At 69.6% G+C, this 20,040-nt stretch carries 11 protein-coding genes and 1 pseudogene; 4 read left to right on the top strand and 8 right to left on the bottom strand.

The genetic code is table 11. From position 1 onward, the window contains the following. Positions 1-50: 50 nt before the first annotated feature. The 3 genes and pseudogenes from ACH4YP_RS14205 to ACH4YP_RS14195 all read right to left on the bottom strand — a co-directional run. Positions 51-3,407, bottom strand: coding sequence for a S8 family peptidase (locus ACH4YP_RS14205; protein WP_398490719.1), 3,357 nt, complete (start codon positions 3,405-3,407; stop codon positions 51-53). Positions 3,408-3,694: 287 nt separating this feature from the next. Further along, the gene (locus ACH4YP_RS14200; protein WP_398490833.1) at positions 3,695-4,006 is read right to left on the bottom strand and encodes a hypothetical protein; all 312 of its coding nucleotides are present in this window, start codon (positions 4,004-4,006) and stop codon (positions 3,695-3,697) included. 104 nt (positions 4,007-4,110) lie between these two features. After that, positions 4,111-4,413 (bottom strand): annotated as a pseudogene (locus ACH4YP_RS14195) (ISAs1 family transposase); the annotation flags it as partial. Between the two features lie 1,014 nt (positions 4,414-5,427). On the opposite strand from ACH4YP_RS14195, the gene ACH4YP_RS14190 reads away from it, so the two are divergent. Then, positions 5,428-6,021, top strand: a complete 594-nt coding sequence (locus ACH4YP_RS14190) for a tyrosine-type recombinase/integrase (protein WP_398490718.1) — start codon at positions 5,428-5,430, stop codon at positions 6,019-6,021. A 106-nt stretch (positions 6,022-6,127) separates the two neighbouring features. Here the strand turns inward: ACH4YP_RS14190 and ACH4YP_RS14185 are convergent, their stop codons facing one another. The 3 genes from ACH4YP_RS14185 to ACH4YP_RS14175 form a co-directional block, all read right to left on the bottom strand. Continuing rightward, positions 6,128-7,657, bottom strand: coding sequence for a UDP-N-acetylglucosamine 1-carboxyvinyltransferase (locus tag ACH4YP_RS14185; protein WP_361062482.1), 1,530 nt, complete (start codon positions 7,655-7,657; stop codon positions 6,128-6,130). Positions 7,658-7,720: 63 nt separating this feature from the next. Beyond that, a complete protein-coding gene (locus tag ACH4YP_RS14180; RefSeq protein WP_055614328.1) occupies positions 7,721-7,924 on the bottom strand; it encodes a DUF4236 domain-containing protein in 204 nt (67 codons plus the stop codon). Between the two features lie 478 nt (positions 7,925-8,402). Then, a complete protein-coding gene (locus ACH4YP_RS14175) occupies positions 8,403-9,140 on the bottom strand; it encodes a dienelactone hydrolase family protein (protein WP_398490717.1) in 738 nt (245 codons plus the stop codon). 620 nt (positions 9,141-9,760) lie between these two features. Here ACH4YP_RS14175 and acnA point away from each other — a divergent pair. After that, positions 9,761-12,478, top strand: a complete 2,718-nt coding sequence (gene acnA, locus ACH4YP_RS14170) for an aconitate hydratase AcnA (protein WP_398490716.1) — start codon at positions 9,761-9,763, stop codon at positions 12,476-12,478. A 149-nt stretch (positions 12,479-12,627) separates the two neighbouring features. Here acnA and ACH4YP_RS14165 read toward each other — a convergent pair whose 3' ends face one another. Together ACH4YP_RS14165 and ACH4YP_RS14160 are read right to left on the bottom strand one after the other, a co-directional pair. Next, the gene (locus tag ACH4YP_RS14165; protein ID WP_361062491.1) at positions 12,628-13,629 is read right to left on the bottom strand and encodes a helix-turn-helix transcriptional regulator; all 1,002 of its coding nucleotides are present in this window, start codon (positions 13,627-13,629) and stop codon (positions 12,628-12,630) included. Positions 13,630-13,753: 124 nt separating this feature from the next. Next, the gene (locus ACH4YP_RS14160) at positions 13,754-17,485 is read right to left on the bottom strand and encodes a S8 family serine peptidase (protein WP_398490715.1); all 3,732 of its coding nucleotides are present in this window, start codon (positions 17,483-17,485) and stop codon (positions 13,754-13,756) included. 258 nt (positions 17,486-17,743) lie between these two features. On the opposite strand from ACH4YP_RS14160, the gene ACH4YP_RS14155 reads away from it, so the two are divergent. Together ACH4YP_RS14155 and ACH4YP_RS14150 are read left to right on the top strand one after the other, a co-directional pair. Next, on the top strand, positions 17,744-18,106 hold the full coding sequence (locus ACH4YP_RS14155; RefSeq protein WP_398490714.1) for a hypothetical protein: 363 nt from the start codon (positions 17,744-17,746) through the stop codon (positions 18,104-18,106). Next, positions 18,103-19,761 carry a sensor histidine kinase gene (locus tag ACH4YP_RS14150; protein WP_398490713.1) on the top strand — a complete coding sequence of 553 codons (1,659 nt, stop codon included), beginning with the start codon at positions 18,103-18,105 and terminating at the stop codon, positions 19,759-19,761. The genes ACH4YP_RS14155 and ACH4YP_RS14150 overlap by 4 nt, the downstream gene beginning before the upstream one ends. The last annotated feature ends 279 nt before the right edge of the window (positions 19,762-20,040 follow it).

Below are 20,040 nucleotides of genomic sequence, written 5' to 3'. Positions count from 1 at the left end.
CCCGGGCACGGAGCCGGTGTCGTGTGCGGCCTTGCGGCCTTGGGGTCTTCTTAGTCGAGCAGGTAGGCGTCGGTGATCGTCAGGTCGTAGGTGTTGTCGTCGGTGTCCTTCAGGTTTGCCTTGAGGGAGACCGACTTCGCCGACTTCGGGTGGGACAGGGTCAGGCTCTTCTCGCCGTTCTCGGTGGTGGAGACCTCCACCGGCTTCCAGGTGGTGCCACCGTCGTACGACACCTTCACGGCGAGCGACTTGAAGCCCGGGCCGGCGGCCGGGCCCTGGATCGTTACCGGGACCGTCAGCTTCCTGCCCGCCTTCGCGGTGCTCTCCGGGGTCAGCTTCGGGGCGAATCCGAGCGTCGACATCGGCAGGTTGGCCTGGTCGTCACCGGGTGACTCGGACGCGAACGTCCAGCTTGCCTGGGTACGGGTGCTGGTGCCCGCCACCTCCGTGCTCCGTGACACATCGGTGGATATCTTGTACGTGGCCTTGGAGGCGCTCAGGCCGTCCACTCCGATGCAGGGCTCCTTCTCGGCGTCGTAGATCGTCTCGCCATCGGCGGTGATCACGGTGCGGGCCTTGGACAGCAGGGATTCGCCGATGTGTCCGGCACCGTCGGCGTGCGCCGACACGCAGGCCCAGATCTCGTTGCCGTACCGGTAGACATTGCCGGGATCGCCGATCCTCGGGCTGACGACGCCCACGTTGTAGGTGGTGTCGTAGGTCTTCCCCGCCTCGTATGTCTGGGGGTCCCTGAACGCGAACGACACCTCTTCGTCCTCCGGGCCGGCCCCCACCGCCTGCTGGGTGACGGCGAAGTCCCACTGGTATCCGTCCGGGGTGTTCATGTACTGCTTGGAGACGGCGGGGAGCGGGAACGGCTTCACGGGGGTGTGGATCGACATCCCGCCCTTCTGGCCGGAGTACTGCCAGATGGCCTGCACCCGCCCTTGCTTGTTCTTCGCCGAGGTGCCGGTCGCGACGTTCACCAGGGCGAGTTCGCTCGGGTCGACCTTGTGGGCGTAGCCGGTGAAGAAGCTGCCCCGGCGGCTGTAGAGCAGGTTGTAGGCGGTGGAGTCCTTGACGTACCGGACGCCGAGATTCGCCACGAACCGCTCGGCGGGCTGCGCGTCGCCGACGTTGGCGAAGGTGAAGCCCTCCGCCGAGTCGACCCAGTCCAAGCCGCTGTAGACGCGCTCACCCTCGGCGTTGAGAGCGTCGAACGTCCACCAGCCACCGTCGAACTCCGTGGCCTCCGGAGTGGTGATGGCGAGTGGTTTGGCCTCGCGGCCGTCCATGGTGATCGTGGTGTCCGCGGTCAGGTTCAGCTTCGGCTGGACCAGCTGCGCGATCTCGGCGGTGCCGCCCGCGGCCGGGGTGTGGACCTGGGTGTCGACGACGTACTCGCCCTTCGGCAACCGGACGGTGACCTGGCCGTCGCCGTCCTCGGAGGAGACGGACTCCTCGATGCCGCTTTCGAGGCTGACGAGGCTGGAGTAGGCCTCGGCGGGCGCGCCCTTGTTGTCGAGGAACTTCATCGTGACGTCGTACATCTCGACCTCGCGGAAGGCGCCCACGGTGGTACGCGCACTCTGGCCGCCCTCGGAGGCGGTCGCGACCACCGTGCCGGAGAAGGCACCGTCCACGGTGCCGAGCGAGGTGTCGGCGGTGACCTCCACATCGGCGGTCGCCCCCGGTTCCACGGTGATCTTCTGAGCGCCCAGTGTGAAGAACCCGGTCGGAGCGGCGCTGCCGTCCGGGCCGTAGCTCTCCAGTGCCAGGTCGAGGGTGACGGCCTTGGTGCCGTCGTTGCGGTAGGTGACCTTCTTCGCCACCGGCTTGTCATCGGTGTGCGGCCACCGCTGGGTGCCGAAGTTCACCGACACCTGTTCGCTGACGACGGTCTGGCCCATCGCCTTCGCCACGTCGGTACGGCCGGCCCCCTGCTGGTACGGGGTCAGCCCGGCCCCGGACTTCGCCGACGCGGTCAGCGCCTGCTTGATCCGCTCACCCGACCACTCCGGATGCCGCTGCGCGGTGATCGCCGCCGCACCCGCGGCGTGCGGGGCCGCCATCGATGTCCCCGACGCCGACACATAGCCGTCCGCCGCCGGGTCACCCATGTCGCCCTGGGCGGCCTTGGCCGCCACGATGTCCACACCGGGAGCGGTGATGTCCGGCTTCAGGGAACCATCGGCCGTCGGGCCCACACTGGAGAATTCGGCGATCTTGTCGGTCTTGTCCACCGCGCCGACGGTCAGTGCCGCCTCCGCGCTCCCCGGCGAACCGACGGTCTTCGCGTCGGGGCCCGAGTTGCCGGCCCCGACGACGAAGAGAATCCCCGTCTCCTTGGAGAGCCGGTTGACGGCCTCCTCCATCGGGTCGATCCCGGGGGTGTCCGCGATGCTCAGGCTCATGTTGGCGACCTTGGCCCCCTGATCGGCGGCCCACTGCATACCCGCGATGATCGATGAGTCGTAGCCGCCACCGTTGTCGTTGAGGACCTTGGCGTCCAGGATTCTTGCCCCCGGGGCGACACCCTTGTACGTACCGCCCGACTTGGCCCCGGAGCCGGCGGCGATCGACGCCACGTGTGTGCCATGGCCGAAGTGGTCGATGGAGTCGTCCGAGCCGGAGAAGTTCTTCTGCGCGATCTCGACACCCGCCAGATCCGGGTGTGTCTCGTCGACACCCGTGTCCAGTACGGCGATCTTCACGCCCTCGCCGGTGTAACCGGCCTCCCAGGCGGTCGGGGCGCCGATCTGCGGCACGCTCTTGTCCAGGGTGGCCTTTCGCTTACCGTCCAGCCAGACCCGCTCGATCCCCGTCGCCGCGACCCCCCTGAGCGACGGGGAGACGGAGCCGGTCAGCGACTGCCACACCTTCGACCCGCCGGTCTTCGGCGCCAGCACCGCCTCACCGCGCACCGCGGGCAGACTCCGCCCCGCCGACGCACCCGCCGCCGCGATGTCCGACTTCGCCGCCGCGGCGCCCTTGCCGTACGACACGATCAGCGGCAGCGTGTCCCGGCTCGCGTCGTCGTAGCCGGCCTCGATCAGCCCCGTCACATCGAACAACCGCCGGTCGAGCGTCCCCTTGGCGATCAACCGCTGGGTGTCCACCGGAATCACATAGGTGTTGCCCTCGATCTGCCGTACGGACATCTGAACGGACTCACGGCCCTTGGCGTTACTGATCTCCGTCACGGCGCCCTCGGCGTTCACGTGCACCCGGTCCCCGGTGATCAGCGTCACCACCGACGCGCCACGCGCATCGCCGCCGGCCCTGTCGGCGTTCGACAGGATCACCTCCGCCACCGGGGGCAGCGGCACCGCCGATGCCCCCGTCGCGAGCCCCGCCGCGAGTACAACCGCCACTGCGGCCGCGATGGTTCTGTTACTGCTGGTCACTGATCTCCCCAACCATGGACGAAGAATCGATTCCGCCTTTACCGGCCGGACGATTCACTGCACATCCATGACGGAGCGACGGTGCCGATGCGTTGATCGGTATCCAGCCATCGCGGCGCTTTTTTTCGGACCGTCCGGAACGATCGGACCGTCCGGAACGACAGGGCGGGCTCCGTATCCGGGGAGGTTTCCCGGATACGGAGCCCGCCCGCCCGCATTCAGGCGAGGCGGTTCATCCCCCGTTTCCACGGCGGATCTCGGGCAGACTCAGCGGAACAAGGTGCTGTTCATCGGGTTCTGGGCCCCCTTTTTTTGAGTTCGTCCGCGCGAACGGTGGTCAGACAGGCGTGGGCCGCCATGGCGAGGTTGCGCAGGGTGGCCGTGGCGCGGGGTGTGGTGCCGGTGCGTATTCGTGAGGCGTCCTGGCCGTAGGTGACGTCTCGGACGTGGTGCGGGGCCTCAATCGGCGAGTGATTCTGCGTGAGTTCGGTGAGTTGTGGCGGGCCGGCCTGCTCGGGCGGGAGGCTGCTGGTCGCGTGGACGGTCTTCGTCTCGGCCTTGCCGCTCTTGCGGTGGGTGCGGCGGTGCTTGGTTTCCATGGTCTGGACAGGGTGTGCGGGAAGAGCGGACCTGGCCGGACGGTGCAGGCCTTCGGACGGCGGGTCTCACGGCGGCCGCGCCCGGCCCCGGCGGTGCGGGCCTGCAGCGGGATCTGTTTCCAGGGCAGGCGTCGCAGTTGCTTGCGCAGCTTCTTCTGGTTGCCCTTCACGGCCAGGAGGTAGTGGCCGCCGACGGTGATCACGTGTTCGGCGTGGGCGCGTTGGGTGTGCATCGCATCGGCGGTGACGACGACGCCGCGCAGGTCGATCCGGTTCAGCGGCGGGGCGAAGGCGGGTATTTCGTTGCTCTTCGCGGCGATCTGGCGCTGGGCGATCACGGTCCGGCATGCATGGAGCGCGGCGGCGGGCAGGTGGACGGCGGTGCCGTCGGTGCGGGATCCGCGCACGGTCTTGTCGTCGCCGGCCAGACCGGCCAGACCGGCCAGACCGGCCAGGGTGTCGCCGGGTTCGTCGACCGGGTCGGCGGCGTACTGGGCGAGCCGGGCGCCCACGGCGTCGTCCAGGGCGTCGCCGTCCAGGCGGGCCGGGAGTCGTCCCGACGTGGAGGCGTTCGGCGTGCTGGAGGTCGGTCCGAGTTATCCACGTACGTCGGATTCGGTATCGGCGGCGAAGTGGGCGATGGCGGCCAGGGATGTGGCTCTGCCGAGGACGGCGACCATGCACAGCGCAAGCAGGGAGCCCGGGCGATAGCACGCGGCCCGGGCCCGGCGGGGATCGGGTATCCGGCCCAACACGTCCGCCAGGCAGGTGAGCTGTGACGGTTCCGATTCCCGGAAAGTGGAATCGGTATCCGCGCAGTGGCGCTGCAGGACAACGACCAGAGAGGACGGCACGCGAACGCGACCCCTGTTCGTGATCAAAGGCTTCGAGAACCTTGATCATCAGGGGTCACGTCTCTCCTTGCCGAACCGGGCGAACCGACTACGGCGGCGCGTAGCAGGCGATCAGCTCATCCCGCCGACTGAGAACGCATCAGCCCTGGCCCAGACCGACGCACGCCGAGGCGAGTTCGCCGATCCCCGCGATGGGGCCATCTCCTTCAAGGACTACATTGCAACGCACTGGTGTCCCACCCAGAGCGGTGCCCCGTCCACGATCGAGCGGAGAGTACGGAGACGCGTCGTTCCCCATCCGGGTGCTCAGCCGCTCAACGCCATCGGCACGGAAGTCCTGTGTCACTGGAAGAAGCGGCTGGAGACGGAACTCGGTCCGACCGCCATCCGTTTGGTTTGGGCGACGCTCTCCAGCGTCCTCCAGGCTGCGGCCGAGGACCGTCGCCCGGTACGCAACCCATGCCGGCCCAGCACGGTCGGCCCTCCGGCCGCCGCACCTGGCAGGGCAGAGGACCTGGCAGGGCAGAGGCGTGGCCACCAGAACGGGTGCTGGCCGTACGGGAGGTATTGCCGGACCGCTACGAACTCCTCGTCGTGATCGGCGCGGGCCTTGGGCTCCGACCGGGAGAGGCGCTCGGGCTCGCCTTGGACGACATCGATTTCGCCAAGGAAGTCGTCCACGTCCGGCGGCAGGTCAAGATGCTGCGGGCGAAGCTGTGTTCCGCACTTCCCAAAGGCCGCAAGGCCCGGGACGTGCCACTGCCGTCAAGCGTGGCCCGGGCTGTCCGGCAGCATATGGAGCAGTTCGCGCCGGTGCCGGTCACGCTGCCTTGGGACGACCCGACTCCTGCCGAGACGCCGGTGGAAGCCGAACACCGGCGGCCGAGAACCTACAGCCTTCTGGTGAACGGACGAGAGCGGAAGGCCGTCAACCGGAACAATCTCAACTCCCATGTGTGGAAGCCCGCTCCGGCCACAGCGGGCGTGATCGCTCCGCTGGAAGAGGAGGGCACCGACGGCGCCCGTGTGCGGGAGCCGTCCCGGGAGCGCGGAAGTACTCCCACTTCCTGCCCCGCGCCGGTGCACGCGGCAGCGCCGCCATCGACGCGATCTTCGCGCAGCCTCGAACGGGAGGCGCCGGGCCCGGAAAACAGCTCGTAGGAGCCCGGCTCGGTCTCAAAGTCCCAGAGAAGTCCCACGAGTGCCGCCGCACCCCTCCCCGACCGGCTTCACTGCAGGTCGGACGGGGTACGGCGGAATTCGCACATCAAATGTCCCGGAAGATCTCGATCTGTGCCCCCACCGAGTTGAGCCGCTCGGCCAGGTCCTCGTAGCCGCGGTTGATGACGTACACGTTCCGCAGGACGGACGTGCCCTCGGCCGCCATCATCGCCAGCAGGACGACGACGGCGGGGCGCAGGGCGGGCGGGCACATCATCTCGGCCGCGCGCCAGCGGGTCGGGCCCTCGACCAGTACCCGGTGCGGGTCGAGGAGCTGGAGGCGGCCGCCGAGGCGGTTCAGGTCCGTGAGGTAGATCGCGCGGTTGTCGTAGACCCAGTCGTGGATCAGCGTCTTGCCCTGCGCCGAGGCCGCGATGGCCGCGAAGAACGGGACGTTGTCGATGTTCAGGCCCGGGAACGGCATCGGGTGGATCTTGTCGATCGGCGCCTCCAGCTTGGAGGGCCGGACGGTGAGGTCCACCAGGCGCGTACGGCCGTTGTCCGCGAAGTACTCCGGCGTACGGTCGTGGTCGAGGCCCATCTCCTCCAGGACCGCGAGCTCGATCTCCAGGAACTCGATCGGCACCCGGCGCACGGTCAGCTCGGACTCCGTGACGACCGCCGCGGCCAGCAGGCTCATCGCCTCGACCGGGTCCTCGGAGGGGGAGTAGTCGACGTCCACGTCGATCGTCGGCACGCCGTGCACCGTGAGCGTCGTGGTGCCGATGCCCTCGACGCGTACGCCCAGCGCCTCCAGGAAGAAGCACAGGTCCTGGACCATGTAGTTGGACGAGGCGTTGCGGATGACGGTCGTGCCGTCGTGGCGCGCGGCCGCGAGCAGTGCGTTCTCGGTCACCGTGTCGCCGCGCTCGGTCAGCACGATGGGGCGGCCCGGGGTCACCTTGCGGTCCACCTGCGCGTGGTAGAGGCCCTCGGTGGCCGCGATGTCCAGACCGAACCGGCGCAGCGCGATCATGTGCGGCTCGATCGTCCGGGTACCCAGGTCGCAGCCGCCCGCGTACGGCAGCGTGAAGCTGTCCATACGGTGCAGCAGCGGACCGAGGAACATGATGATCGAGCGGGTGCGACGGGCCGCCGCCGCGTCCATCGATCCCATGTCCAGCTCGGCCGGCGGCACGATCTCCAGGTCGACGCCACCGTTGATCCACCGGGTGCGTACGCCGATGGAGCCGAGCACCTCCAGAAGGCGGTACACCTCCTCGATGCGCGCGACGCGGCGCAGCACTGTGCGGCCCCGGTTCAGGAGCGTCGCGCAGAGCAGCGCCACGCACGCGTTCTTGCTGGTCTTCACGTCGATGGAGCCGGAGAGCCGACGGCCGCCGACCACCCGCAGATGCATCGGACCCGCGTAGCCGAGCGAGACGATCTCACTGTCCAGCGCTTCACCGATTCGGGCGATCATCTCAAGGCTGATGTTTTGGTTGCCGCGTTCGATGCGGTTCACCGCACTCTGACTGGTGCCGAGCGCCTCGGCCAGCTGCGTCTGTGTCCAGCCCCGGTGCTGACGGGCGTCACGGATGAGCTTGCCGATGCGTACGAGGTAGTCGTCTGCCATGGCGGCAGGCTATCTCACATATGAGATGTGGCATCTCGGGGGGTCCGAGTGGGTGACGGTCCCTCAGCCGCGCTTGGGGCGCTTGGTCGTGGTGCGCCGCCAGCCGAAGGGGCCCGGCAGATCCATCGAGGTGGTCCGGCGGCCCGTGCTGCTGTGCGTGCGCCGCGGTCCGTTCTTGCCGCCGCTGGTGATGGACCACGAGCGACGGTTGATGTTCAGCCGTACCCCGGGCAGGATCCGGAAGCTCTTACGGAATGTGAGGGGCATGCGTGCCTCCTTGTCGTCCGTCGCCGGGTACCCCGGATGCCGGTCGATACGCCGAACGCGCTGGCGCCCAGGCCCGGTTCGGATCCCGCTCCGGATCCCGGTCCGCGTCAGAGTTGCTCCGGGTCCGGGTTCGCGGCTGCCCCGCGGTCCTGTTTCGGCCGTCTTGGGATGGCTCCCGGGACAGGCCGGCGGGCGTTCCCGTGCAACAGGACACACCTGTCCTGTTCGCACGTGGTCAGCACAATGAGGCCGCAGTAAATGCGTAGACCTCGCCCTGGCGGCCGGAACGGACCGCCGCGGTTCGTGAGGATCACGGCAGGGGCTCCGTCGCAGTGGATCCGGTATTTACTGCGGCAGTTGCGAACGCGTCTCCGCGATCGAGCATCCGCCCGAATGCGGTTCTGCTACGGGGACTTGAGGGGAGGGGACTGTGAGTGCCCGACGCGGACCAGGCCTGGCGCCAGGCTGTTTGCCTGGGTCAGGCCCGCAGATCTTCCGTCACGGGCAGGCACTCGGCGAGCAGGTCGACGACGTCGCGCCAGGCTCGCCGCGCGTGCTGTGGGTGGTGGCCGACGCCGGGGACCGTGGGGTGGTCGACCGGCGGGTGGTGGAAGGCGTGCAAGGCGCCGCCGTAGACCGAGAGGCGCCAGTCGACGCCCGCGGCCTGCATCTCGGCGGTGAACGCGTTCCGTTGTGCGGGCGGCATGATCGGGTCTTCCGACCCGACGCCGGCCCACACCGGGCAGCGAATGCGCGCTGCCTCGCCCGGTCGGCCCGTCGTCAGTGCGTTGACTGTGCCGATCGCGCGCAGGTTGACGCCGTCACGCCCGAGTTCCAGCCCGACGGCGCCCCCGGTGCCGTAGCCGACGGCGGCGATCCGGTCGGGGTCGGTCCGCGGTTCGGTGCGCAACACGTCGAGCGCCGCATGGCCGATGCCCCGCATCCGGTCGGGATCGGCGAGCAGCGGCAGGCAACGGGCCAGCATCTCCTCGGGGTCGCTCAAATAGCGCCCGCCGTGCAGGTCGAAGGCCAGCGCTATGTATCCCAGCTCGGCGAGAGCATCGGCCCGGCGGCGCTCGACGTCGCTGAGCCCCGTGCCCTCTGGTCCGAGCAGCACCGCGGGTCGGCGGTCTGTACCGGCCGGGAGCGCGAGGTGCCCGATCATCGTCAGACCGTCGGCCGGGTACTCGACCGTACGCGTCGTAATCGTCGTCATGAGACCGGACTGTAGTGATCGTCGAGCCCGGTCCGGCCGGTGTTCTGCTGCTGGCAGAGCAGTGCGGGTGTCCCTCTGAAATACGGGACGGGCCCGGCGCTCAGGGCTTCAAGATCATCTCGTTGCCCCTTTGGCGCGCACCTCGGACACACCCCAAGTACGCGCGTGTCGAGAGGGAGAGACGGTTCTTGCTGGCAGGGCCTCCGGCTCCCACCCGGAAAGTGCCCGCCGATCGGCGGGTGCCAGAAGCCCGCTGCGTCCAGCTCGGCCTCGGACAGCCAGCGCTGACGCGGTACAGCGAAGGTACGAAGGCCCGGACAGCCGTGCCCAGGGAAGACTGAGACAGGGCACCGTTTGCCCGCAGACGACTGAGACGCTGACCGATTTGCCCAGAGAAGACCGAGACTGCCCAGGGTTCATTGAGGCAGGACACACCCTCCGGGCATGACCGCCCAGCGGTCATGTACTAGAGTTATCTCGACATCGAGATATCTGCCGAGGCGTGCCGCAGCCGCCCGGACCGGTAAGGGTTACCTAACTTAGCCTTACCTTAGCGGATCGGCCAAGAGGGCGTGGCGGCAGGATGCGGTGGTACGCGCACATGAATGAAGGAGACTGTCGTGTCGGCGAACAGCTTCGACGCCCGTAGCACGCTCAGCGTGGGCGACGAGTCGTACGAGATCTTCCGGCTGGACAAGGTGGAAGGCTCGGCCCGCCTTCCGTACAGCCTGAAGGTCCTGCTGGAGAACCTGCTCCGTACCGAGGACGGCGCGAACATCACCGCCGACCACATCCGTGCTCTTGGCGACTGGGACTCGCAGGCCCAGCCCAGCCAGGAGATCCAGTTCACGCCGGCCCGCGTGATCATGCAGGACTTCACCGGTGTGCCCTGTGTCGTGGACCTCGCCACCATGCGTGAGGCCGTGAAGGAGCTGGGCGGCGACGCGGCGAAGATCAACCCGCTGGCCCCCGCCGAGCTGGTCATCGACCACTCCGTCATCGCCGACAAGTTCGGCACCAACGAGGCGTTCGCCCAGAACGTCGAGCTGGAGTACGGCCGCAACCGCGAGCGCTACCAGTTCCTGCGCTGGGGCCAGACCGCCTTCGACGAGTTCAAGGTCGTCCCGCCGGGCACCGGCATCGTCCACCAGGTGAACATCGAGCACCTCGCCCGGACCGTCATGGTCCGAGGCGGGCAGGCGTACCCCGACACCCTCGTCGGTACGGACTCGCACACCACCATGGTCAACGGCCTGGGCGTACTGGGCTGGGGCGTCGGCGGTATCGAGGCCGAGGCCGCGATGCTCGGCCAGCCGGTCTCCATGCTCATCCCGCGCGTCGTCGGCTTCAAGCTCACCGGTGAGCTCACCCCCGGCACCACCGCCACCGACCTCGTGCTGACCATCACCGAGATGCTCCGCAAGCACGGTGTCGTCGGCAAGTTCGTCGAGTTCTACGGCGAGGGTGTGGCGGCCACGAGCCTCGCCAACCGCGCCACCATCGGCAACATGTCGCCGGAGTTCGGCTCCACCGCCGCGATCTTCCCGATCGACGGCGAGACGCTGAAGTACCTGAAGCTGACCGGCCGCAGCGAGCAGCAGGTCGCCCTCGTCGAGGCGTACGCCAAGGAGCAGGGCCTCTGGCTCGACCCGGCCGCCGAGCCCGACTTCTCCGAGAAGCTGGAGCTGGACCTCTCGACGGTCGTCCCGTCGATCGCCGGCCCGAAGCGCCCGCAGGACCGCATCGTCCTCGCGAACGCCGCCGAGCAGTTCAAGAGCGACGTCCGCAACTACGTCGACACCGCCGACGAGGCCGGCAAGGAGTCCTTCCCGGCCTCCGACGCCCCGGCCAACCACCCCAACGGCGCCCCGTCCAACCCGGTCACCGTGACCGCCGCCGACGGTTCCACGTACGAGATCGACCACGGTGCGGTGACGGTCGCGGCCATCACCTCCTGCACCAACACCTCGAACCCGTACGTCATGGTCGCCGCCGCGCTCGTCGCGAAGAAGGCCGTGGAGAAGGGGCTCACCCGCAAGCCCTGGGTGAAGACCACCCTCGCGCCCGGCTCCAAGGTCGTCACCGACTACTTCGACAAGGCGGGGCTCACCCCCTACCTCGACAAGGTCGGCTTCAACCTCGTCGGCTACGGCTGCACCACCTGCATCGGCAACTCCGGCCCGCTGCCGGAGGAGGTCTCCAAGGCCGTCAACGACCATGACCTGGCCGTGACCTCGGTGCTCTCCGGCAACCGTAACTTCGAGGGCCGGATCAACCCCGACGTCAAGATGAACTACCTGGCCTCCCCGCCGCTGGTCGTCGCGTACGCACTCGCGGGGTCCATGAAGGTGGACATCACGCGCGACGCGCTCGGCGTCGACCAGGAGGGCAAGCCGGTCTTCCTGGCCGACATCTGGCCGACCGAGGCCGAGGTCAACGACGTCGTGGCGAACTCCATCGGCGAGGACATGTTCAACAAGTCCTACGCCGACGTCTTCGCGGGCGACGCCCAGTGGCAGGCGCTGCCGATCCCGACCGGCAACACCTTCGAGTGGGACCCGCAGTCCACCTACGTGCGCAAGCCCCCGTACTTCGAGGGCATGACGATGGAGACCACCCCGGTCTCCGACATCACCGGCGCGCGCGTCCTCGCCAAGCTGGGCGACTCGGTGACGACGGACCACATCTCGCCCGCCGGTGCCATCAAGGCCGACACCCCGGCCGGCAAGTACCTCACCGAGCACGGCATCGAGCGGCGTGACTTCAACTCCTACGGCTCGCGCCGTGGCAACCACGAGGTCATGATCCGCGGCACCTTCGCCAACATCCGCCTGCGCAACCAGATCGCGCCGGGCACCGAGGGCGGCTACACCCGCGACTTCACCGTCGACGGAGGTCCGGTCTCCTTCATCTACGACGCCTCGCGCAACTACATCGAGCAGGGCACCCCGCTGGTCATCCTGGCCGGCAAGGAGTACGGCTCCGGCTCGTCCCGCGACTGGGCGGCCAAGGGCACCGCGCTCCTCGGCGTCAAGGCCGTCGTCGCCGAGTCCTACGAGCGCATCCACCGCTCGAACCTCATCGGTATGGGCGTCATCCCGCTGCAGTACCCGGAGGGCCAGTCCGCCGAGAGCCTCGGCCTGACCGGCGAGGAGGCCTTCTCCATCGCCGGCATCACCGAGCTGAACGACGGCACCACCCCCCGTACGGTCAAGGTCACCACCGACACCGGTGTGGAGTTCGACGCGGACGTCCGCATCGACACCCCCGGCGAGGCCGACTACTACCGCAACGGCGGCATCCTGCAGTACGTGCTGCGCAGCCTGATCCGCAAGTAGACGGGCCACCGCAAGTACGCGGTCCCGTACGGCAGTTGAGGGCCGCACTCCCGGAGACGGGGGTGCGGCCCTCTGCCGTGCGGAGGACGACCGGTGAGTGCGGCGGCGGTGACCGACGTCTGTGGAGGGTGGCTCGGGCGCGCGGCCCGCTACACCCAGCCGCGCTGAGCCGCCCGTACCCCCAACTGGAACCTGCTCGCCGCGCCCAGCCGTTCCTGGAGTTCGCTGACCCGGCGCCGCAGGGTTCTGAGGCTCACGCCCAGATGGCGGGCCACCGCCTCGTCCTTCATGCCGGCCGACAGCAGCCGGATCAACGTCCGTTCGCCCTCGGGGAGTTCACCGTCGGCTATCGTCTGGCCGAGCGGGGTCGCCTGCTGCCAGGCCAGGTCGAAGAGCTTCTGCAGGGCCTCGGTCACCGCCGAGTGCCGTACCACGACGGCGCAGTAGCCGCCCGTCTCGGAGGCGGTCAGCGGGAGCATCGCCCGACGCCCGTCGACCAGCAGCATCTTGACCGGTACCGAGGGCAACACCCGGGCCTGCTCGCCCAGTTCGACCATCTTCCAGGCGTGCGTCAGGACGTCCGGGTCCTCCAGGGCGGTCGCCGCGTAGACCGCGCGATAGACGACCCCGCGGCTGAGCAGATCGGCCTGGAGGTCCAACTGCGGGGTGCGCGGGGCGAGATACGGGGGAGTGTCGAAGAGGCACACCTCGTGCTCGGCGCGTGCGTACAGCTCCTCAAGGCGGGCCGCGTTGGCGCCCTCGCCCGAGACGACCTCGACCAGCCGGGCGGGCTCCTCGCGCAGCAGCCCGGCCTCGTACGCGGTGGCCATCTCCTCGGCGGTGGCGGCGAGCAGTTCGGACTCCGTCTCGCGCCGCCGGATCAGCGCGCGGATCCCCACCCGCGGGTCGACCGCGCGTAACCCGCCCATGGAGTCCGGGGGTTGGAGAAGTCCGAGCGCGAGCAACCGGTTGCAGGACTCGCGCACCCGCGCCGGCGGGCCACCGGTGAGCAGCGCCCAGCCGGCCGCGCCGGAGTCGGGCTGATTGAGGATCGCCTGGTACACCAACTCGTCGAAAACGGAGACCCCCACCGCGGCCCAGGGGCTCGCGGCGGGGGTCTGTCGTGCCGTGTCGTATGCCGTGTTCACCATGGCCCGGCACGCTAGAGGATCTTTGTTAAGGCTGATACACCGTGCCGGGCGGACGGCTGCACCGGGCCGCCGCGATGGGCCGGCGGACGGCTGCGTCAGGCCGACGCAACAGGCCGGCCGACGGCTACTTCAGGCCGAAGGCCCGCAGTACCGTCTGGTCGATCCCGTTGCCGTCGCGGTCGGTGGCCCGCACCCGCAGCGACACCGACTCGGCGCCCTTCGCCGGCTTGAACCGCGCCGTGCCGTTCTTGACCTTCACCTCCTTCCAGGACGCGCCGTCGTCGTAGGAGGCCCATGCCTTGAGCGTGTTCGCCCGGACGCTTCCCAGTTGGTTGGAGACCGGCAGCCCGATCTCCAACTCCCGTCCGCTCCTGGCCCGGTTGAGGAGGTCGAGGCCCTTGGGCGCGATGCCGACGGTGAGCAGCGGCAGTGCCGTCTCGGTGCCGGTGTGGGCTGAGGCGAAGGTCCATTCCGTGTGCGTGTCCGTGGAGTACTTGGCCCAGGCGGCCCGGCGCTGTACGTCCAGGTCGAAGCGGTACGAGGCCTTGGCCGCCGCCACGTCGAAGACGCCGTACCCGCCGAGTGTCGAGTCGCCGACCAACTGCCCGTCCGCGTAGAGCCTGCCCTTCGCGGTGCTGTCGGTGCCGTCGATGTACCCGTAGTGGCCCGGCGTGGAGTCGGTCAACTCCGCCACCGACAGGGTGAGTTTGTCACCGTCGCGCACGGAGAGGCCGTACTCCTCGCTGGTGCCGGGGCGGACCACCTGGCGCAGCCAGTTCTCCGTGGGCTCGGTGGCCGGCTTGCTGAAGGTCCGCAGCGGGCTCCACTGGCCCCTGGCCGCATTCCAGTTCGGGTAGGCGACGTGCCAGGTACGGGTGTCGGGGTCGACGTAGTAGTACTCGTCGCGTTCCGTGCCCAGCTGCAGGTACTTGCTGTTCTCGATGCCGAAGAGCTGCCAGGGGCGGAATGTGTACAGGGTGTCCGCGCCGAGCTCGCCGGCCGTGGCTCCGTGGTAACGGGCCGTGCGCTTCACCGTGTTGGACCTGCTCAGGTCGTACGTCTGGTTCTTGGAGACGGAGCCGCTCCCGGCGGCGAGCAGGTTGTAGACGTACGGGCTGACCGGCGTGCCGCCCAGCTTCAGCGTGACCTTCTTGCCGGTCTTCTTGCCGGACTGCAGCAGGCCGGTGAGCTTGGCGCCCTCCTCGCCGGTGGCGATCATCACCGGGACGGAGGTCGCGCGGTCCACGGCCTCGATCCAGAAACCGGGTGTCTTGCGGTACACGATGAGGTAACCGGCCCCGGCCCTGGTCGCGTTGTCCAGGGCGCCTTGTGCCCGCTCCGTGGCGCCGACCCCGACCACCGCCACCTTGCCCTTGACGTCGAGACCCGCGAAGTCGGCCTCGGTGCCGCCGCCCGCGTCCACCGCCTGGACCTTGCGGTCACCGCTGATCTTCAACGGGTGGTCGTTGTACGTCTGGGAGTAGTAGAGCGAGGACAGCTCGGATTTCTCCGGGCTGGTGACGCTCGCCGTCAACTCCTTCGCGTACAGCCGGAACTTGGCGGAGAACTCGAAGGTTCCCTCGGTGACCTTCTCGGTCGGCGTGACATAGACGTGGTCGGTCCACCAGCCCTGGCTGTACGTCAGACCCCAGGCGCTGCCCGGCCCTTCGCGGTGCACATTGGTGGCGAAGCCCTGGAACTCGGAGTCCTGCTTGGTCTTCGGCTTGATCTCCACCGCCTTGCGGGCGTCCAGGACGACCTCCGTGTCCTTGCCGACCTTGATCTCGGGGTTGACGACGATCGAGGTGCCGACGGCCGTCCCGCCCCCGTCGCGGTCCGGGACCCAGGTCGAGATGGAGTAGGTGCCGGCCGGAACCTGCCAGGTCCAGCCGGTGCCGAGGAAGCCGTACTCGTCGGGGAAGGCGCCGTTCAGCTCCATGAGCGTGTAGATCGACCCGCCGGTGGGCGGTTTGCCGTCACGGCCCAGGAGCGAGACCTTGAGGTCGTACGTCTTCGGCGCCTTCTCGAAGCCGACGGCCGTGGTGACCTGGATGCCGTCGGCGGTCGCCGTGACATGGCCCGTGTACCGGCCCTGGGCCTCCTTCGCGGGGTCGACGCCGACCGGGACGGTGGCGCTGCCCTTGGCCGGAACCGTCACCGCACCCGAGCCCGGGACGGCCTCGGCGAGCGACGAGGCGACCTTCAACTCCACTGCAGTGTCAGTGGTGTTGGTGTACGTGATGTCCTTGCTGACGACCTCGGCGTCGCCGTCCTCGAACTTGCCGAAGCTCAGAGCCGGGGTCGCGAAGACACCCTGCTTCACCGCCCGTACGGCGTCGACCCTGCCGTCGCCCTGCTCGAACACGGAGTTGTCGGGGTTCGTCTTCGCGGTAGTGGCCAGCGCCTGCTTGATCTGCTGGCCCGTCCAGTCCGGATGGGCCTGCGCGACCAGGGCAGCCGCGCCCGAGACGTGCGGTGTCGCCATCGAAGTGCCGCCCGCCGTCGTGTAGTTGGCGTCGACGGGCGTGCCCATGGAGGTGCCCGAGGCGCGGGCCGCCGTGATGGCCGCGCCCGGGGCGGTGATCTCCGGCTTGACCGCGGAGTCGCCGAGGCGCGGGCCGCGGCTGGAGAACGGGGCGAGCTTGTCGTCCTTGTCGACCGCGCCCACCGTCAGCGCCGAGTCGGCGATGCCCGGGGTGCCGATGGACTGCTCGTACGGTCCTGAGTTGCCCGCCGCGATGACGAAGAGGGTGCCCGTGGAGGCGGACAGCTCGTCGACGCTCTGACTGAGCGCGTCGGAGGGGCCCGACGCCGTACCGCCCAGCGACATGGACACGATCTTCGCGCCGGAGCGGGCCGCCCACTCCATGCCCGCGATGATCCACGAGGCCTGGCCGGAACCGGCGTTGTTCAGCACCTTGCCGACCAGCAGCTCCGCGCCCGGGGCGACTCCCTTGCGCTTTCCGTCCGAGGCCGCGCCGGAGCCGACGATCGTGGACGCCACATGGGTGCCGTGGCCGTGGCCGTCCTGCACCGCCTGGTCCGGTACGAAGCTCTGGGACTCGGCGACTTTCCCGGCGAGGTCCGGGTGCCCGGCGTCCACTCCCGTGTCCAGGACCGCGACCTTGACGCCCTTGCCGTCGTAGCCCGACCGCCACACCTCGGGCGCGCCGATCTGCGGCACGCTCACGTCGAGGGACGCCTTCACCTTGGCGTCCAGCCAGATCTTCTCGATGCCGTCGCCGAGCTGCCGTGCGGCCTTCGAGGTCGCTTGGGTGCCGAGCGCCGGGGCGATGTCCGCCCAGAAGGCGGTGGACTTCTTCGCGCTGAGCGCAGCGCCGTCGATGCCGGGCAGCGCGAGTGTGCGGCGTGCGCCGTCGGGGGTCGAACTGCCCTTGCTGTAGGTGGCGATGACCGGGGTGGTGCCGGTGGTGGCGTCGGTGTACCCCTGCTTCACCAGCTGGGTGATGTTGAACAGGGCCGGGTCGAGGCGGCCCGCCCGGATCAGCGGGACGGCGTCCGCGGGGATGACGCTGATCTCACCCTCGCGTTCGCTGGACAGGAAGGTGGCGGCCTCACGGCCTTTGCCGCGCCGTACGTCGACGGCGTTCTTGCCGTCCGCTCCGGTGGTGAGCGACACGGTGTCGCCGGTGAGAAGGGTGACGGTCCGAGTGGTTCCGGCGCCGGTCGCGGCGTCGGTCTTCTTGGTCGCGGCGCCGCTTGTGGCGGCGCTCTGTACGCGCGTGGTGTCGGGCATGGTGACCGCGGCACCGGGACCGGCCGTCGCGGGCGTGATCGCCCCCGTGAGCAGTCCGGCCGCTCCGGCCACGGCCCAGAGGGCGTGGAGTCTTCGCATGGGTGGACGTCCTCCCCTGAACGCTGACAACGCTTCCGGCCTGGTGGGCGGAAGCCAGTGATCAGAGTGGGCGCCGGGCGGAGAGGTGCTCAAGGGGTTGCGGTGGCCGGGGCGTGCCAATGCCCCTTTTGGCCAGGGGAGTTGGTGGGTGCGCTACGCCCCGGGACGGGTCGCCGTCTGCCCCGGTCCACCGGGTCGCACGGCTGCGGCTCAGGCGGAACACAGGCTTCTGCCAGCCAACCGGGACAGGATCAAGACATGTCTGGCATCCGAAGGGAGCACGTCCGCGTGCTGAACGTCGACGACGAAACCGGCCACACCGAACCGCGCGCCGCGGCCGGCGCCGGGGTCGTCAACGAGGTCGTCGCTGAGGTCACCACCGCGGCCGGTGGGCGGCCTTGCCGGATGGCGGACGGCGCGTCCGAGGCGCGCGTCGCGCGGAGCGGCATCGGGTACAGCGGCATCGCGCGTGGCGGCGTCCCGCATGCCGACGTCCTCGACGGAACGCGACACGACACAGACAGGCCGGAACACCGCACAGACGGACTCGCTCCGGCGTCGGCGATCCACGCCGGGCGGGGTGCCGGGTACGTCGGCAGCCCGACGGAGGACGGGAGATGAGTTCGCGACTGCGACTGCGGGAGCGGGAGCGGCCGTGGCAGCGACTGTGGGGGCGGTCATCGCGGGACCATCGTTCCCCGCGCGGGCGCTCGCTGCGGTTCCGCCTTCCGCTGTTCGTCGGAGTCACCCTCGTCGCCGTCTGTGTGGTGACCGCGCTCGCTGTCTTCTTCGTCCAACGCGCCTATCTGCTCGGCGATCTGGACCGGCGCGTCACCGGCGCTGCCGAGCGCGCCCAGGGAGGGACCCGGGGCACGGACCTGACGTTCCTAGACCAGCGGGGTCAGGCCGTCGGCACGATCGGGGGCACGCTCGATGTCGACGGGTACGTATCCGCCGCCCGGGTCGTTCCCCAGGACGGCGGCCCGCGAATTCTCAGCGCCGCCCAACGCGCCGCTCTCGACGGCATCGAGGCCGACGGCTCCCTGCACACCCGGACCGTGCCCGGACTCGGCACCTACCGGGTCGCCGCCCTCGCCGACAACGGGCACGCCGTGCTCACCGGCCTGCCGATGGACGGCGTACGGGACATGATCCGGGACCTGATCGTGGTCGAGGCCGTGGTCGCCGTCGTCGGTCTCGCCGCCGCGGGCTGCGTCTGCGCCGTCGTCATCCGGCGTCAGCTGCGGCCGCTGGGACGGGTCGCCGCCACCGCCGTCGAGGTGGCCGGCTCGCCCCTGGACCGGGGCGAGGCCACCGGCCTCACCCGCGCGTCCGGCCTCACCCGCGTATCCGAACGGGACACCGACCCCGGCAGCGAGTCAGGCCAGGTCGGAGCCGCGCTCAACCGCATGATCGACCAGGTGGAGTTCTCGCTCGCCCAACGGCAGCGCGGCGAGGAGGAGATCCGCCGCAGTGAGGAACGCGTACGCCGCCTCCTCGCCGACGCCAGCCATGAACTCCGTACGCCGCTCGCGGCCATCGCCGGATACGCGGAACTGATGAACCGCGGCGCGGGCATGATCGAGCCCACGCTGGCCTGGCGGAGGGTCTCCGCCGAGTCGGCCCGCATGACCGGCCTCGTGGAGGACCTGCTGCTGCTCGCCCGGCTCGACGAGGGACGGCCGTCGCACTCCGCCGAGGTGGATCTCGCGGCCCTGGTCGCGGAGGCGGTGTGGGACGCGCGGGCAGCCGGGGGCGACCACGACTGGCAGCTCGGACTGCTCCTCGACACCCCGGCGCTCATCGTCGGCGACGCGGCCCGACTGCACGAGGTGGTGGCCAATCTGTTGGCCAACGCGCGTATGCACACACCTGTGGGCACGATCGTCGTCACCTCGGTCGAGGCCACGAAGGAGCGCCGCGTCATCCGGGTACGCGACAACGGCCCCGGCATCCCGCCCGCCCTGCTCCCCAGAGTCTTCGAGCGCTTCACCCGCGCCGACGCCTCGCGCTCCCGCCCGGACGCCAGGTCCGGCGGCTCCGGTCTGGGCCTCGCCATCGCGGCGGCGATCACACAGGCGCACGGGGGCCGGATCGGAGTCGAGAGCGAGCCGGGACGCACGGAGTTCACCATCGAACTGCCCGCCATCGGAACGCCTCGACCGCTACCCGCGGACACGACCTCGGCCCCCTCGCAGCCGCAGCCGCCGACCCCGCGCTCGCCGACGGGCGCAACGGTACGAGCGCCCGCCCCCGGGGTCGTAAGTGGGCGGTGAGTCCCAGCGACACGCCGTGAACACGGCGTGTCGCTGGGACTCTCGCGCCAGTCGCCTCGCCCTACGGGGCCGCCAACAGCATCCCGCCCGGGTGCGGCCCTTGTGCGTCAGGCGTTTACAGGTGTAGAGGTACGCGCTAGCTTCAGAACCACGTGGGGTGGGAGCGCTCCCACATTCGGTGGACCGGAACCCGCCCCGGGCTCGCTCCCATCTCGCGCATCCGCACACGGACACCATCCGCACACGGACACCAACGGACATCAACGGACACCCCACGGC

Source organism: Streptomyces sp. NPDC020747 (genome assembly GCF_044334695.1).
Classification (GTDB): domain Bacteria; phylum Actinomycetota; class Actinomycetes; order Streptomycetales; family Streptomycetaceae; genus Streptomyces.
The sequence above is the reverse complement of the archived record's forward strand: the minus strand, read 5'-3'. Positions and strand labels throughout refer to the sequence as shown.